This is a genomic window from Streptomyces sp. YIM S03343 (genome assembly GCF_054729195.1).
Window position 1 is genome coordinate 3,002,969 of the sequence record NZ_JBPUKX010000001.1, and the last position, 14,764, is coordinate 3,017,732.

Here is a 14,764-nt window from a genome sequence, read left to right on the forward strand (position 1 = left end):
GTGGGTCGATTCTATCGGGCGTGACGGGAGGGGCTGGACACACCTTGGCAACGGCTGTGGCCGCGCCCCTCCCGCTCGGAGCACTCGGCTCAGGAGACGCCCAGCTCCTTCGCCTTGTTCTTCAGGTCCTCGAGACCGCCGCACATGAAGAACGCCTGCTCGGGGAAGTGGTCGAAGTCGCCGTCGCAGATCGCGTTGAACGCGGAGATCGACTCGTCCAGCGGAACGTCCGAGCCGTCCACACCGGTGAACTGCTTGGCGGCGTGGGTGTTCTGGGACAGGAAGCGCTCCACGCGACGGGCGCGGTGGACGACGAGCTTGTCCTCCTCGCCGAGCTCGTCGATACCGAGGATCGCGATGATGTCCTGGAGGTCCTTGTACTTCTGCAGGATCGTCTTGACGCGCATGGCGGCGTCGTAGTGGTCCTGCGCGATGTAGCGCGGGTCCAGGATCCGGGACGTGGAGTCCAGCGGGTCCACGGCCGGGTAGATGCCCTTCTCCGAGATCGGACGGGACAGCACCGTCGTCGCGTCGAGGTGGGCGAAGGTGGTGGCCGGGGCCGGGTCGGTCAGGTCGTCCGCGGGGACGTAGATCGCCTGCATCGAGGTGATCGAGTGACCGCGCGTCGAGGTGATGCGCTCCTGGAGCTGGCCCATCTCGTCGGCCAGGTTCGGCTGGTAACCCACCGCGGACGGCATACGGCCGAGCAGCGTGGACACCTCGGAACCGGCCTGGGTGAAGCGGAAGATGTTGTCGATGAAGAACAGCACGTCCTGCTTCTGGACGTCACGGAAGTACTCGGCCATGGTGAGGCCGGCCAGCGCGACGCGCAGACGGGTGCCCGGGGGCTCGTCCATCTGGCCGAAGACCAGCGCGGTCTTCTCCAGAACGCCGGACTCCTCCATCTCCGCGATGAGGTCGTTGCCCTCACGGGTGCGCTCACCGACGCCCGCGAAGACGGAGACGCCCTCGTGGAGGTTGGCGACACGCATGATCATTTCCTGGATCAGCACGGTCTTGCCGACACCGGCACCACCGAACAGGCCGATCTTGCCGCCCTTGACGTACGGGGTGAGCAGGTCGACGACCTTCAGGCCGGTCTCGAACATCTCGGTCTTGGACTCGAGCTGGTCGAACGCCGGGGCGGTGCGGTGGATGGTCCAGCGCTCGCCCTCGTAGGCCGCGTCGGTGTTCAGTACCTCGCCGAGGGTGTTGAACACCTTGCCCTTGGTGAAGTCGCCGACCGGGACGCTGATGCCCGAGCCGGTGTCGACCACCGCGGCCTGGCGGACCAGACCGTCGGTGGGCTGCATCGAGATGGTGCGGACCAGGCCGTCACCCAGGTGCTGGGCGACCTCCAGGGTCAGCGTCTTCTTCTGGCCCTCGTTCGCCGGGTCCGCGACCTCGACGTGCAGGGCGTTGTAGATGTCCGGCATCGCGTCGACGGGGAACTCCACGTCGACGACCGGGCCGATGACCCGGGCAACGCGGCCCGTGGCCGTCGCGGTCTCAACAGTGGTGGTCATTAGCGGTCACTCCCCGCGGTCGCGTCGGCCAGGGCGCTCGCGCCACCGACGATCTCGCTGATTTCCTGGGTGATTTCGGCCTGGCGGGCCGCGTTGGCAAGACGGGAGAGGTTGTTGATCAGATCTCCCGCGTTGTCGGTGGCCGACTTCATCGCGCGCCGCGTTGCGGCGTGCTTCGAAGCGGCCGACTGGAGCAGCGCGTTGTAGATACGGCTTTCCACATAGCGCGGCAGCAGCGCGTCGAGGACTTCCTCCGCCGACGGCTCGAAGTCGTACAGCGGCAGGATCTCGCCCTCCGGGCGCTCCTTCGCCACCTCTTCGAGCCGCAGCGGCAGCAGCCGGGCGTCGAGCGCCGTCTGCGTCATCATCGAGACGAACTCGGTGAAGACGATGTGGAGTTCGTCCACGCCGCCCTCCGCCGTCTCCTTCTCGATGGCCGCGATCAGCGGGGCCGCGATCTTCTTGGCGTCCGCGTACGCCGGTTCGTCGGTGAAGCCGGACCACGACTCCACGACGACCCGCTCACGGAAGTTGTAGTGCGCGAGGCCCCGGCGGCCGACGATGTACGTGTCGACCTCCTTGCCCTCGGCCTGGAGGCGGGCGGTCAGCTGCTCCGCCGCCTTGATGGCGTTGGAGTTGAAGGCGCCGGCCAGTCCGCGGTCGCTCGTGAGGAGCAGCACCGCGGCACGGCTCGCCGTCTCCGCCTCCGTGGTCAGCGGGTGCTTGGTGTTCGATCCGGTGCCGACCGCCGTGACCGCGCGGGTGAGCTCGGCCGCGTACGGCGTGGAGGCCGCCACCTTGCGCTGCGCCTTGACGACGCGCGAGGCGGCGATCATCTCCATCGCCTTGGTGATCTTCTTGGTCGCGGTGACGGATCGGATGCGACGCTTGTAGACCCGGAGCTGGGCTCCCATGAGTCAGGTCCCTTCCTTACGTCACTTCGCGGCGGCGGGCGCGTCCTCGCCGAGCAGCTTGCCGTCCGCAGTCTCGAACTGCTTCTTGAACTCGGCGATCGCGTCGGCGATGGCGGTGAGGGTGTCGTCCGACATCTTGCCGCCCTCCTTGATGGAGGTCATGAGGCCCTGCTCCTTGCGGTGCAGGTACTCCAGGAGCTCCTTCTCGAAGCGGCGGATGTCGCCCACCGGGACGTCGTCCATGCGGCCGGTGGTACCGGCCCAGATGGAGATGACCTGGTCCTCGGTGGCCATCGGCTGGTACTGCGGCTGCTTGAGCAGCTCGACCATGCGCTGACCGCGCTCCAGCTGGTTCTTGGACGCGGTGTCCAGGTCGGAACCGAAGGCGGCGAACGCCTCCAGCTCACGGAACTGGGCGAGGTCCACGCGGAGCCGGCCGGACACCTGGCGGATCGCCTTGTGCTGGGCGGAGCCACCGACACGGGAGACCGAGATACCGACGTTCAGCGCGGGGCGCTGACCGGCGTTGAACAGGTCCGACTCCAGGAAGCACTGGCCGTCGGTGATGGAGATGACGTTGGTCGGGATGAACGCCGAGACGTCGTTGGCCTTCGTCTCGACGATCGGCAGACCGGTCATCGAGCCGGCGCCCAGGTCGTCGGAGAGCTTTGCGCAGCGCTCCAGCAGCCGGGAGTGCAGGTAGAAGACGTCGCCGGGGTAGGCCTCACGGCCCGGCGGGCGGCGCAGCAGCAGCGACACGGCGCGGTAGGCGTCGGCCTGCTTGGACAGGTCGTCGAAGATGATCAGGACGTGCTTGCCCTCGTACATCCACTGCTGGCCGATGGCCGAACCGGTGTACGGCGCCAGGTACTTGAAGCCGGCCGGGTCGGACGCCGGGGCGGCGACGATGGTCGTGTACTCCAGCGCGCCGGCCTCTTCGAGAGAGCCGCGCACGGAGGCGATCGTCGAGCCCTTCTGGCCGATGGCGACGTAGATGCAGCGGACCTGCTTGTTCGGGTCGCCGGTGCGCCAGTTGTCACGCTGGTTGATGATGGTGTCGACGGCCAGGGCGGTCTTGCCGGTCTGGCGGTCACCGATGATCAGCTGGCGCTGGCCGCGGCCGATCGGGGTCATCGCGTCGACGGCCTTGTAGCCGGTCTCCATGGGCTCGTGCACCGACTTGCGCTGCATGACCGTGGGGGCCTGCAGCTCCAGGGCACGGCGGCCGGACGTCTCGATCTCGCCGAGGCCGTCGATCGCGTTGCCCAGCGGGTCTACGACACGGCCGAGGTAGCCCTCGCCCACCGCTACGGAGAGCACCTCGCCGGTACGGGTGACCGGCTGCCCCTCCTCGATACCGCTGAACTCACCGAGGACGATGGCACCGATCTCGCGCTCCTCGAGGTTGAGGGCGAGGCCGAGGGTGCCGTCCTCGAACTTCAGCAGCTCGTTGGCCATGGCCGAGGGAAGTCCCTCGACCTTCGCGATACCGTCGCCGGCAACGGTGACCGTACCGACCTCCTCGCGCGAGGCCGCGTCCGGCTGGTACGACTGGACGAAGTTCTCCAGCGCGTCCCGGATCTCCTCCGGCCGGATCGTGAGCTCCGCCATCTGGGTTCCCTGCTCTCCTTGTTGGGCCCGAAGTTTCACTTGGGGGGTTTGGGGACTCCCCCCAATTCGAGGTGAATCCTCTGCACGGCCCAACCAGGGCCGTAATGAGTACTTGGTGCTGTTGTGAGTGGCGCCCGACTGCCGCTGTGCGCCGGTGCCGGGGGGCGGTCAGCTCGCCATACGGCGGGCCGCGTCCTCCAGACGGTCGGCGATGGAGCCGTTGATGACCTCGTCGCCCACCTGCACCCGGATCCCGCCGACGACCTCGGGGTCGACGTCGAGGTTGAGGTGCATGGTGCGGCCGTAGACCCTCGCCAGGGCGTCGCCCAGGCGCTGCTTCTGCCGGTCGCTCAGCGGTACCGCCGAGGTGACGACGGCGACCATCCGGCCCCGGCGCTCCGCGGCGAACTTGGACAGGGACTCCAGTCCCGCCTCCAGGCTACGTCCGCGCGGCGCGGTCACAAGGCGCGTGACCAGACGTTCCGTGTCGGACTCGACACGGCCGCCGAGCAGCCGGCGCAGCAGCCCCGCCTTGGCCGCGACGGTGGCCGCGCGGTCGGTCAGCGCGGCGCGCAGCTCGGTGTTCGAGGAGACGATCCGGTTGAAGCGGAACAGTTCGTCCTCGACGTTGTCGAGCGTGCCGCGGCGCTGGGCGGCGGTGAGGTCGGCGGTGTCGGCCAGCTGCTCCAGGGCGTCCACCAGGTCGCGGGGCTGCGACCAGCGGGAGCGCACCATGCCGGACAGCAGATCGGTGGTCGCGTCGCCGACCTGGGCTGCCAGCAGGCGCTGGACCAGGGTCGCCTTGGCCTCACCGGCCTGCGCCGGGTCGGTGAGGACCCGACGCAGCGACGCCTCGCGGTCGAGCAGCGCGGTGACGGCCGCCAGCTCGTCGGCGAGCCTGACGGCGTCCACGGACCGGGAGTCCGTGAGCGCGTCGAGACGCTCGCGTGCGGCTGCCAGGGCCTCGCGGCTCGCTCCGTTCATCGCGCGGCCTCGGCCTTCTCCTCAAGCTCGTCGAGGAAGCGGTCGATCACGCGGCTCTGGCGGGCGTGGTCCTCGAGGGACTCGCCGACCAGCTTGCCGGCCAGGTCGGTGGCGAGCTTGCCGACGTCCTGGCGCAGGACCGACGAGGCGGCCTTGCGGTCGGCCGCGATCTGGGCGTGACCGGCGGCGACGATCTCCTCGCGCTGCCGCTGGCCCTCGGCCCGCATCTCGGCGATGAGTGCGGAACCCTGCTCCTGCGCCTCCTGGCGCAGTCGCGCGGCCTCGTGCCGGGCCTCGGCGAGCTGTGCCTTGTACTGCTCAAGGACGCTCTGGGCCTCGACCTTCATGGACTCGGCCTCTTCGATGCCGCCTTCGATCGCTGCTCGGCGCTCGTCCAGGACCTTGTTGATGGCCGGGAGGAGCTTCTTCCAGAAGAAGAAGAACACGATGGCGAAGGCGATGGTGCCGACGAGCAGTTCGGGGCCCGGCGGGACGAGGGGGTTCTCTTTTTCCTCAGCCGCCAGCTGAACCAGGTTGGCGATCACATCAGTGCCTTTCGACGATGCGTGTAGCGGTAAGTAGGTACTACTGACCGAACACGAACGGCATGACGATGCCGATGAGGGCGAGCGCCTCACAGAAGGCGAAGCCGAGGATCTGGTTGGCGCGGATCAGACCGGCCGCCTCGGGCTGGCGGGCGAGGGCCTGGGTGCCGTTACCGAAGATGATGCCGATACCGACGCCGGGGCCGATCGCGGCGAGACCGTAACCGATGGAACCGAGGGAACCGGAGACGCCGGCGGCGAGCTCGATGGCAGCGGACATGCCGTTTCTTCCTTCTCTGTTGCGAACCGGTGGTGGTTGGCCACCGGACGAATGGTGGGGTGTGCGGACGGGAAGGCTCAGTGGTGCTCGGCCAGAGCGCCCTGAACATAGGAGCAGGCCAACAGGACGAAGACGTACGCCTGGATGGCCTGGACGAAGAGTTCGAAGAGGATCATGACGATGGTCATGAGGAACGAGACGCCCGCGGCCGGGATCATGTAGCTGTTCAGCAGGTACCAGCTCGCGACGGTGAACATGACGAGCAGCAGGTGACCGGCGAACATGTTGGCGAAGAGCCGGACCGCGTGGGTGAAGGGACGGACGAGGACGTTCGAGAAGAACTCGATCACGACGACCAACGGCAGCACCGCGCCGAGGGACTTGTCGAAACCGGTGATGTTCTTGAAGCCACCGATGAAACCGTGCTTCTTGAACGTCAGCACCATCCAGGTCACGTAGACCACCGCGGCCAGCACGATCGGATAGGCGATGATCGACGACACCGGGAACTGGGCCAGCGGGATCACGGACCACACGTTCATGATCCAGACGAAGAAGAACAGCGAGACCATCAGCGGGACGTACTTCTCGCCCTCGCGCTTGCCCAGCGTCTCGTACACGATCCCTCGGCGTACGAAGTCGTAGCCGGCCTCGCCGATCATCTGCAGCTTGCCGGGGACGACCCGCGCCTGACCGAAGGCCGCGGAGAAGAAGGCGACGACGAGTGCACTGGTGATGATGGCAAGGAGCATCACCTTGTTGAACTCGATGCCCCCGACCGTGACAAGGGGCTTGAAGAGAAACGAGTGCAGGCCCGGAGCCGGAAAGCCACACCCGTTGTCGGACAGGATCCGACAGCTCCAGTCAAAGGCGAGCTGGGTCTGGTCAGCACTCACCGCGGGCTCCTTCGGCGTGACGCATGGGTTTCGGCAACCTCGTTGTGTCGGCGCGGCGCACAGCCGCGGATCGGCACCGGACTGGTGTTACGGATGGGGGTGCGGCTGGGGGGCCTCGAGCGTTGCGTTGGAACAGGCGTCGGCTCGGATGCCCGCGCCCTCGATGCCGCATTTTGCACCGGACGATAGCAGGAGACTTTCCACGTGCTTATCCCGCCCCTACCCCTCACGACCTCGGCCCGGTTCCGGCGGGCCCGCCGTTCTTCACCGTGTCCGGATCAATGTAGAAGATCTTGGACTTGAGATGCGCGCGGGCCTGTGCGGCCATCCACACCACGGTGCAGACGACCAGCGACAGCGCGAACGCCCTCGGGTTGAAGAGCGACGTGTCCTTGAACAGGGCCACGAAGATCATGAGCAGCAGGAGTTGGGCGACGTAGAGCAACAGGCCCATGGCCTGGAAGAGCTGAGGGAGAGCCTTTGCCGTCCACTGCAGAGCGACGATACCCAGCCCCATGAAGAGCACTGTCAGCGCCAGGCCCACGGCCGCACCGGTCGCGCCTTTGCCGCCGGCCACGGCGCCGCTCGCGGCGACGGCGATGGCGCCGACGGCCGCGGTCGGGACCGCGATCGGCAGAAGACTCCGGACGTCATGGGACAGCATGGCGGCAACTCCGCTTTCACAGGGGGGCAGGATGTCGTCATGGACGAGCGTAGACCCGGTCCGAGGAGCGATCCCTCACGCCAATGGACCGTCGCGCTAGGGCCCTTCGGCTCTATCCGGGGTTTAGTGAACGGTATCACAAACTATTTGATGAGGTCTTTACCCGGCGAGTGTGCGCGCTATCACACATGAGACCGGTGGCGCGCATTTGTGCAAAATCCAAGGTCTTATGTCGGGTATTAACCCGCTTTGCACTCCCACGAATTGGCAACGCTTTAGTCAGATTCTTACCTTGGGACCTTCAGCGGGACGACCCGGTCTTGCGCCGGTCGGCGAAACGTGCTTTACCGCCTCGGAGGGCCGTAGCACCGTTCACACCATTCACTCGGACCGCTCCGGACACGCCCGCACCGACCGGAGAGCGGTCCTGCGCAGCATCTTGACAAACCGTCTCCTGTGCTGTCTCGGCCGCCTCGTACGACGAAGCGACCGTCACCGCGTGCTGTGCAGCGACCACGGACTGACGGCGACGGCGGTAGCGCGGCGGCACGAAGGCCTCGGCCCAGCGCGGGGCACGCGGCGTGAAGCGCGGCAGCAGAAGCAGGACGAGACCGATGGCGCTGAGGAACACCACTCCGAGCACGATCCACATGGACGCCGAGTTGACGGAGTAGGCGAGCGCGCCGAACGCGATCAGGGCCGACCAGAAGTACATGATCATCACGGCCCGGCTGTGCGAGTGGCCGATCTCCAGCAGCCGGTGGTGCAGATGGCCGCGGTCGGCGGCGAACGGGGACTGGCCGCGCCAGGTGCGGCGCACGATGGCCAGCACCAGGTCGGCGGCGGGCACCGCGATGATGGTGAGGGGCAGCAGCAGCGGGATGTAGACGGGCACCGTCTGGTGCACGGCCGCCTGCTCGGACCCGGCGAACAGCGAGAGCGCGTCGGGGTCGACCTGTCCGGTGATCGAGATGGCGCCCGCCGCGAGCACCAGGCCGATGAGCATGGAGCCGGAGTCACCCATGAAGATGCGGGCGGGGTGCATGTTGTGCGGCATGAAGCCGAGACACATGCCCATGAGGATCACGGCGAACAGGGTGCCCGGCGCCGCCGCCTCGATGCCGTACGAGTACCAGATGCGGTAGGCGTACAGGAAGAACGCCCCCGCCGCGATGCACACCATGCCGGCCGCGAGACCGTCGAGACCGTCGACGAAGTTGACCGCGTTGATGGTGACGACGACCAGACCCACCGTCAGCAGAGTGCCCTGCCACTGGGTCAGCGCCACATTGCCGACACCGGGGACCGGCAGCCACAGGATCGTCAGACCCTGCATGACCATGACGCCCGCGGCGATCATCTGGCCGCCCAGCTTGATCAGCGCGTCGATCTCGAACTTGTCGTCCAGGACACCGATCAGCCAGATCAGCGCGGCGCCGGAGAGCAGAGCGCGCGGCTCGTTCGACTTCTCGAAGACCTCTTTGAGGTTGGTGAGGTGATCGGAGACCAGCAGTCCGGCGCACAGTCCGAAGAACATGGCGATGCCGCCGAGGCGCGGAGTGGGCTCCCGGTGCACATCGCGTGCCCGGATCTGCGGCATCGCCCCGGCCACGATCGCGAACTTGCGCACCGGCCCGGTCAGCAGATACGTCACCGCGGCCGTGACGCAGAGCGTCAGGAGGTATTCACGCACGGGCTTCCCCACAGGTCTCGCTGGCCATCTCAGCCCCACAGCCTAGCGATGTACGCATATCTGTGAGGACTCCCGGGTAGTGGGGATGGTTGCACATGGGGCTGTGAGCGTGGCGGCACAAGGACACACCTGACCGCACCGCCCACCTTTCACCCGGTATATGTCTTTTCACCCGCTGTACGCCGAAAGGGTGAACCGCAGGCTTACCCTTTCACCCCGGATACGGCGGGAATCTGCCGGTCAACTCACGGACCTGTTCACGCACATCCGCCCCGGCGACGTCCTCCGGGTCTCCCCGCAGGACGCGGCCCATCAGCGCCGCGATCACCACCATCTCGGCCTCCCCCATGCCCTGGGTGGTCACCGCCGCGGTGCCGAGGCGCAGTCCGCGGGCGTCGCCGTAGGGCAGTGCACAGCAGTCGAGCACGACGCCCGCGGCGGCGAGCCGTTCCTTGGCGGCATGCCCCTCGACCCCGAGCGGCCCCGGGTCGGCGGTGATCAGGTGGGTGTCGGTGCCCCCGGTGGTGACCATGAGACCCTCCGCGGCGAGACCGTCCGCGAGCACCCGGGCATTGGCGACGACCTGGTGGGCGTACAGGGCGTACGCCCCCGTGTCCGCCTCGCCGAACGCCACGGCCTTCGCGGCGATGGTGTGCATCTGGGCGCCGCCCTGGGTGAAAGGGAAGACGGCCCGGTCGACCCGCTCGGCCAGCTCCGCGCCGCAGAGGATCATCCCGCCACGCGGTCCGCGCAGCACCTTGTGGGTGGTCGCGCAGACGACGTCGGCGTACGGCACCGGGCTGGGCGCCGCTCCCCCGGCGACGAGGCCGATGGGATGCGCGGCGTCGGCGATGAGATAGGCGCCCACCTCGTCGGCGACGTCGCGGAAGAAGGCGTAGTCGATGTGCCGGGGGTAGGAGATCGAACCGCACACGATGGCCTTGGGCCGGTGCGTACGGGCCAGGGTGCGGACCTGCTCGTAGTCGATGAGCCCGCTCTCCGCGTCGACCCCGTACGAGACGAAGGTGAACCAGCGGCCGGAGAAGTTGGACGGAGCGCCGTGGGTGAGGTGACCGCCGTAGGGCAGCCCGAGGGCGAGGACGGTGTCGCCGGGACGCAGCAGGGCGGCGTAGGCGGCGAGGACGGCGGAGGAGCCGGAGTGCGGCTGGACGTTGGCGTGGCTGGCGCCGAAGAGGGACGTGGCCCGGTCGATCGCGATGCGCTCGGCGACGTCGACGATCTCGCAGCCGCCGTGGTGGCGGGCGCCGGGGTAGCCCTCGGCGTACTTGTTGGCGAGGGGTGAGCCGAGCGCGGCGAGGACGGCGGGCGAGGTGAAGTTCTCGGCGGCGATCAGCTGGAGCGACCCGGCCTGCCGCTCCTTTTCCCCGAGCAGCACATCGGCAAGCTCCGGATCCTGCCGCCGCAGGACATCCCCCTCGAGCCCACGCACAACGCCCATGACACACCCCACAACACGCCGAACCGACGTACCCCCCAATGTAGGCCAGCCACCCCACGGCTGCCGCGGCCAACCACCGGCGGCCACTGCCGCTCCCGCATCCGCTGCGGGCAACCGCCCAGCCCGGCTGCGGGCAATCTCCTCGCCCGGCTGTGCGTAACCGCCCCGCCCGGCTGTGGGCAATCGTTCCGCGCGGCTCTGCGTAACCGGCCCGCCCGGCTGCGGGCAACCGCCCCGCCCGGCTGTGCGTAACCGGCCCGCCCGGCCGCAGGCAACCCGCCCCGCCCGGCCGCAGGCAACCCGCCCCGCCCGGCCGCAGGCAACCCGCCCCGCCCGGCCGCAGGCAACCCGCCCCGCCCGGCCGCAGGCAACCCGCCCCGCCCGGCCGCAGGCAACCCGCCCCGCCCGGCCGCAGGCAACCCGCCCCGCCCGGCCGCAGGCAACCCGCCCCGCGCGGCTGTGGGCAATCGTTCCGCACGGGGGTCCCCCCTGCTCGAAGAGCTTGGGGGAGGAACGGGTGGGCACAGCCCCCAGCACCGGGTGCCCAGCAACCCCGGCCGTCCGCCCCACGGCGGCACCGCACGGGCAAGCCCACCCCCGGCACGACAAGCAGCGGCAGCAAGGCCTCACATCGGCGCCGCCACCCCCGTCAACGCCGTGACAACAGGATCCACCGCCTCATTTATCTCCTCCCCGATGGACCGAAAAAACGTAAGCGGCGCCCCATAAGGATCATGAACCTCATCCGCCTCAGCCGTAGGCGCAAGAAGCCACCCGCGTAGAGCGGCAGCAGCCCGCACCAGCGCCGTGGCCCGAGCCACCACCCCCTCCGACAACGGAGGCAGCGTCGCAGGATCAATGGCCCGCACCAGCCGGGTGAACTCCTTCAGCGTGAAGGTCCGCAGCCCGGCAGAGTGCCCCATGGAGATGACCTGCGCACGGTGATCCCGCGTAGCGGTCAGCACCAGGTCCGCACGGATCACATGCTCATCGAGCAGTTCCCGCCCCACAAAGCCGGAGGCATCCGCTCCGAAGTCCGCCAGCACGGTCTCCGCGTTGGCCTCCATGGGCGCCCCCTCGTGCCCCCAGGTCCCCGCGCTCTCCACGATCAGCCCGCCCCACAGCGGGTCGCCGAGCCGGTCCGCCAGGGCATGACGGGTCAGCCGCTCCGTGATCGGCGAGCGGCACACGTTGCCGGTGCTGACGTGGAGGATGCGGAAGCTGTCGGTGGGGATCCTGGGTGTCACCAGGTGTCCCATCTCCACCCCGTTGCCTATGCCACGCCCCTCAGGGGCCGTCAATTCGCCACCTCGAGGTCGGGTACCACCTTCCGCAGCTCCTCCGCGCCGATCGCGCCCGCGCGTAGCAGCACCGGCACCTCGGCGGTGACGTCGACGATCGACGACGGCACATTGCCGGGCGTCGGGCCGCCGTCGAGGTAGACGGAGACCGAGTCGCCGAGCATCTCGCGGGCGGCGTCGCAGCTCTCGGGCGCGGGGTGCCCGGTGAGGTTGGCGGAGGAGACGGCCATCGGGCCGACTTCGGTCAGCAGCTCGATGGCGACGGGGTGCAGAGGCATCCGGACGGCCACCGTGCCCCGGGAGTCCCCCAGGTCCCACTGGAGGGACGGCTGGTGCCGGGCGACGAGGGTGAGCGCGCCCGGCCAGAACGCGTCGACCAGTTCCCAGGCGAGTTCGGAGAAGTCGGTGACCAGGCCGTGCAGGGTGTTCGGGGAGCCGATGAGGACGGGAGTGGGCATGTTGCGGCCGCGCCCCTTGGCCTCCAGGAGGTCGGCGACGGCCTCCGAGGAGAACGCGTCGGCGCCGATGCCGTAGACCGTGTCGGTCGGCAGGACCACGAGCTCGCCCCGGCGGACGGCGGACGCGGCCTCGCGCAGACCGGTAGCGCGGTCGGTCACGTCGTTGGTGTCGTATCGCCGAGCCATGTCTAGCGGGCCTCCTCGTACACGTACTGCTGCGGAAAAGAAGTCGGGTGGGTGCTCACGGCATCGCCATGCGGGCGGGCGCTCACGGCATCACCGTGCGGGCGGGTACTCAAGGCATCGCCTTGCGGGCGGTGGCGAAGCGGGGCCGCCGGTTGAGGTCGGGGTGGTCGGCGGCGTCGGCCCAGCCCAGCTCCTCCGTGAAGATCCACGGCACCTGTCCGCCCTGGGTGTCGGCGTGCTCCACGACGACGACGCCGCCGGGGCGCAGCAGCCGGTGCGCGGTGCGTTCCAGGCCGCGGATCAGGTCGAGGCCGTCCTCGCCGGAGAACAGCGCCAGCTCGGGGTCGTAGTCCCGGGCCTCGGGGGCGACGTACTCCCACTCGGTGAGCGGGATGTACGGCGGATTGGAGATGACCAGGTCGACATGGCCGTCGAGGTCGTGGAAGGCGTTCCGGGCGTCGCCCTGGCGCAGGTCGACCCTGGAGTCCGCCATGTTCCTGCGGGTCCAGACGAGGGCGTCCTCGGACAGTTCCACGGCGTGCACGTTCGAGCGCGGGACCTCCTGGGCGAGGGCGAGCGCGATGGCGCCGGAGCCGGTGCACAGGTCGACGATGCGCGGTTCGACCACGTCCATGGCGCGCACGGCGTCTATCGCCCAGCCGACCACCGACTCGGTCTCGGGGCGCGGGACGAACACCCCGGGGCCGACCTGGAGCTCCAGATAGCGGAAGAAGGCACGCCCGGTGATGTGCTGGAGCGGCTCGCGCTGCTCGCGCCGGGCGATGACCTCCCAGTAGCGGGCGTCGAAGTCGGAGTCCTTGACGCAGTGCAGCTCGCCCCGCTTCACACCGTGCACATGCGCGGCGAGCTCCTCCGCGTCGGTGCGCGGCGAGGGCACGCCGGCGTCGGCCAGCCGCTGGGTGGCCTGGGCCACCTCCGCGAGCAGCAGGTTCACGCGAGTCCTCCGAAGTGTCCGTACGAGGGGTCCGACCGGGGCCGGGCTGGGGTCGACCGGAGTCCGGCCGCAGTGCCCCGTGGGGTCCGGACCGGCGGTCGGACGGGGTCAGACCATGGTCCGGCGGTGCGGGCTGCCGACGGTCTCAGTCGGCCTCAGGGGGCCTCAGGCGGCCGCCAGTTTGGCCGCCGAGTCCGCGTCGACGCACGCCTGGATCACCGCGTCGAGGTCGCCGTCCAGAACCTGGTCGAGGTTGTAGGACTTGAAGCCGACACGGTGGTCCGAGATGCGGTTCTCCGGGAAGTTGTAGGTGCGGATCTTCTCGGAGCGGTCGACGGTGCGGACCTGGCTGCGGCGGGCGTCCGCGGCCTCCCTCTCCGCCTCCTCCTGCGCCGCGGCGAGCAGCCTGGAGCGCAGGATACGCAGTGCCTGCTCCTTGTTCTGGAGCTGGCTCTTCTCGTTCTGGCAGGAGGCCACGACCCCGGTGGGCAGGTGCGTGATGCGCACCGCGGAGTCGGTGGTGTTGACGGACTGGCCGCCGGGTCCGGAGGAGCGGTAGACGTCGATGCGCAGATCGTTGGGGTTGATCTCCACGTCGACCTCCTCCGCCTCGGGGGTGACGAGGACACCGGCCGCGGAGGTGTGGATACGGCCCTGGGACTCGGTCGCCGGGACGCGCTGCACCCGGTGCACACCGCCCTCGTACTTGAGGCGGGCCCACACGCCGTGTCCGGGCTCGGTGGCGCCCTGGCCGCCCTTGGTCTTCACGGCGACCTGGACGTCCTTGTAGCCGCCCAGCTCGGACTCGGTCGCGTCGATGATCTCGGTCTTCCAGCCGACCCGCTCGGCGTAGCGCAGATACATCCGCAGCAGATCGCCGGCGAACAGGGCGGACTCGTCGCCGCCCGCGCCCGCCTTGATCTCGAGGATCACGTCCTTGTCGTCGCTGGGGTCGCGCGGGACCAGCAGCATGCGGAGCTTCTCGGTCAGCTCTTCGCGCTGCTTCTCCAGCACCTTGGCCTCGGCGGCGAAGTCCGGGTCGTCGGCGGCCAGCTCGCGCGCGGTCTCGACGTCGTCGCCGGTCTGCTTCCAGGAGCGGTACGTGGTGACGATCGGGGTGAGCTCGGCGTAGCGCTTGTTCAGCCGGCGCGCGTTGGCCTGGTCGGCGTGGACCGTGGGGTCGGCGAGCTGTTTCTCCAGGTCGGCGTGCTCGGCGACGAGTTCCTCGACGGCCTCGAACATCTTGGGGCTCCTGAATACTGCGGGTGGCGTGGCTGGGGGAAGGGCGGGTG

General features: G+C 69.0%; 14 protein-coding genes. All 14 read right to left on the minus strand.

Annotation, left to right across the window (positions count from 1 at the left end):
- Window positions 1–89: 89 nt before the first annotated feature.
- Window positions 90–1,526 carry a F0F1 ATP synthase subunit beta gene (atpD, locus tag ACSYGN_RS12615; protein ID WP_460394943.1) on the minus strand — a complete coding sequence of 479 codons (1,437 nt, stop codon included), beginning with the start codon at window positions 1,524–1,526 and terminating at the stop codon, window positions 90–92.
- Complete coding sequence (locus tag ACSYGN_RS12620; RefSeq protein WP_460394945.1) at window positions 1,526–2,440, minus strand: F0F1 ATP synthase subunit gamma; 915 nt, start codon at window positions 2,438–2,440, stop codon at window positions 1,526–1,528. Before ACSYGN_RS12620 ends, atpD begins: the two co-directional genes overlap by 1 nt.
- Before the next feature lie 21 nt (window positions 2,441–2,461).
- Window positions 2,462–4,051, minus strand: a complete 1,590-nt coding sequence (atpA, locus tag ACSYGN_RS12625; RefSeq protein WP_460394947.1) for a F0F1 ATP synthase subunit alpha — start codon at window positions 4,049–4,051, stop codon at window positions 2,462–2,464.
- Window positions 4,052–4,219: 168 nt separating this feature from the next.
- Complete coding sequence (locus tag ACSYGN_RS12630; RefSeq protein ID WP_460394949.1) at window positions 4,220–5,035, minus strand: F0F1 ATP synthase subunit delta; 816 nt, start codon at window positions 5,033–5,035, stop codon at window positions 4,220–4,222.
- Window positions 5,032–5,580 (minus strand): F0F1 ATP synthase subunit B, encoded by a 549-nt coding sequence (locus ACSYGN_RS12635; RefSeq protein WP_460394951.1) that lies wholly within the window; start codon window positions 5,578–5,580, stop codon window positions 5,032–5,034. Before ACSYGN_RS12635 ends, ACSYGN_RS12630 begins: the two co-directional genes overlap by 4 nt.
- A 40-nt stretch (window positions 5,581–5,620) precedes the next feature.
- Entirely contained in the window at window positions 5,621–5,860 is a 240-nt protein-coding gene (atpE, locus tag ACSYGN_RS12640) for an ATP synthase F0 subunit C (RefSeq protein WP_460394953.1), read from the minus strand.
- Window positions 5,861–5,937: 77 nt separating this feature from the next.
- A complete protein-coding gene (gene atpB, locus ACSYGN_RS12645; RefSeq protein WP_460403412.1) occupies window positions 5,938–6,708 on the minus strand; it encodes a F0F1 ATP synthase subunit A in 771 nt (256 codons plus the stop codon).
- A 274-nt stretch (window positions 6,709–6,982) separates the two neighbouring features.
- Window positions 6,983–7,420 carry a hypothetical protein gene (locus tag ACSYGN_RS12650; RefSeq protein ID WP_460394955.1) on the minus strand — a complete coding sequence of 146 codons (438 nt, stop codon included), beginning with the start codon at window positions 7,418–7,420 and terminating at the stop codon, window positions 6,983–6,985.
- A 301-nt stretch (window positions 7,421–7,721) separates the two neighbouring features.
- The gene (locus ACSYGN_RS12655; RefSeq protein WP_460394957.1) at window positions 7,722–9,113 is read right to left on the minus strand and encodes an MraY family glycosyltransferase; all 1,392 of its coding nucleotides are present in this window, start codon (window positions 9,111–9,113) and stop codon (window positions 7,722–7,724) included.
- Window positions 9,114–9,324: 211 nt separating this feature from the next.
- Window positions 9,325–10,572: a serine hydroxymethyltransferase gene (locus tag ACSYGN_RS12660; protein WP_460394959.1), complete on the minus strand. Its 1,248-nt coding sequence runs from the start codon at window positions 10,570–10,572 to the stop codon at window positions 9,325–9,327.
- A 626-nt stretch (window positions 10,573–11,198) separates the two neighbouring features.
- A complete protein-coding gene (locus ACSYGN_RS12665; protein ID WP_460394961.1) occupies window positions 11,199–11,873 on the minus strand; it encodes an arsenate reductase/protein-tyrosine-phosphatase family protein in 675 nt (224 codons plus the stop codon).
- Window positions 11,870–12,517, minus strand: a complete 648-nt coding sequence (locus ACSYGN_RS12670; protein ID WP_460394963.1) for an L-threonylcarbamoyladenylate synthase — start codon at window positions 12,515–12,517, stop codon at window positions 11,870–11,872. The genes ACSYGN_RS12665 and ACSYGN_RS12670 overlap by 4 nt, the downstream gene beginning before the upstream one ends.
- Window positions 12,518–12,626: 109 nt before the next feature.
- Window positions 12,627–13,472: a peptide chain release factor N(5)-glutamine methyltransferase gene (gene prmC, locus ACSYGN_RS12675; RefSeq protein WP_460394965.1), complete on the minus strand. Its 846-nt coding sequence runs from the start codon at window positions 13,470–13,472 to the stop codon at window positions 12,627–12,629.
- A 165-nt stretch (window positions 13,473–13,637) separates the two neighbouring features.
- The gene (prfA, locus tag ACSYGN_RS12680) at window positions 13,638–14,714 is read right to left on the minus strand and encodes a peptide chain release factor 1 (protein WP_460394967.1); all 1,077 of its coding nucleotides are present in this window, start codon (window positions 14,712–14,714) and stop codon (window positions 13,638–13,640) included.
- Window positions 14,715–14,764: the final 50 nt, after the last annotated feature.

What these genes read in the sequence shown, in the direction of transcription:
- atpD (WP_460394943.1), bottom strand. Translation starts at nt 1,526, where the DNA reads ATGACCACCACTGTTGAGACCGCGACGGCCACGGGCCGCGTTGCCCGG.
- ACSYGN_RS12620 (WP_460394945.1), bottom strand. Translation starts at nt 2,440, where the DNA reads ATGGGAGCCCAGCTCCGGGTCTACAAGCGTCGCATCCGATCCGTCACC.
- atpA (WP_460394947.1), bottom strand. Translation starts at nt 4,051, where the DNA reads ATGGCGGAGCTCACGATCCGGCCGGAGGAGATCCGGGACGCGCTGGAG.
- ACSYGN_RS12630 (WP_460394949.1), bottom strand. Translation starts at nt 5,035, where the DNA reads ATGAACGGAGCGAGCCGCGAGGCCCTGGCAGCCGCACGCGAGCGTCTC.
- atpE (WP_460394953.1), bottom strand. Translation starts at nt 5,860, where the DNA reads ATGTCCGCTGCCATCGAGCTCGCCGCCGGCGTCTCCGGTTCCCTCGGT.
- ACSYGN_RS12650 (WP_460394955.1), bottom strand. Translation starts at nt 7,420, where the DNA reads ATGCTGTCCCATGACGTCCGGAGTCTTCTGCCGATCGCGGTCCCGACC.
- ACSYGN_RS12660 (WP_460394959.1), bottom strand. Translation starts at nt 10,572, where the DNA reads ATGGGCGTTGTGCGTGGGCTCGAGGGGGATGTCCTGCGGCGGCAGGAT.
- ACSYGN_RS12670 (WP_460394963.1), bottom strand. Translation starts at nt 12,517, where the DNA reads ATGGCTCGGCGATACGACACCAACGACGTGACCGACCGCGCTACCGGT.
- prfA (WP_460394967.1), bottom strand. Translation starts at nt 14,714, where the DNA reads ATGTTCGAGGCCGTCGAGGAACTCGTCGCCGAGCACGCCGACCTGGAG.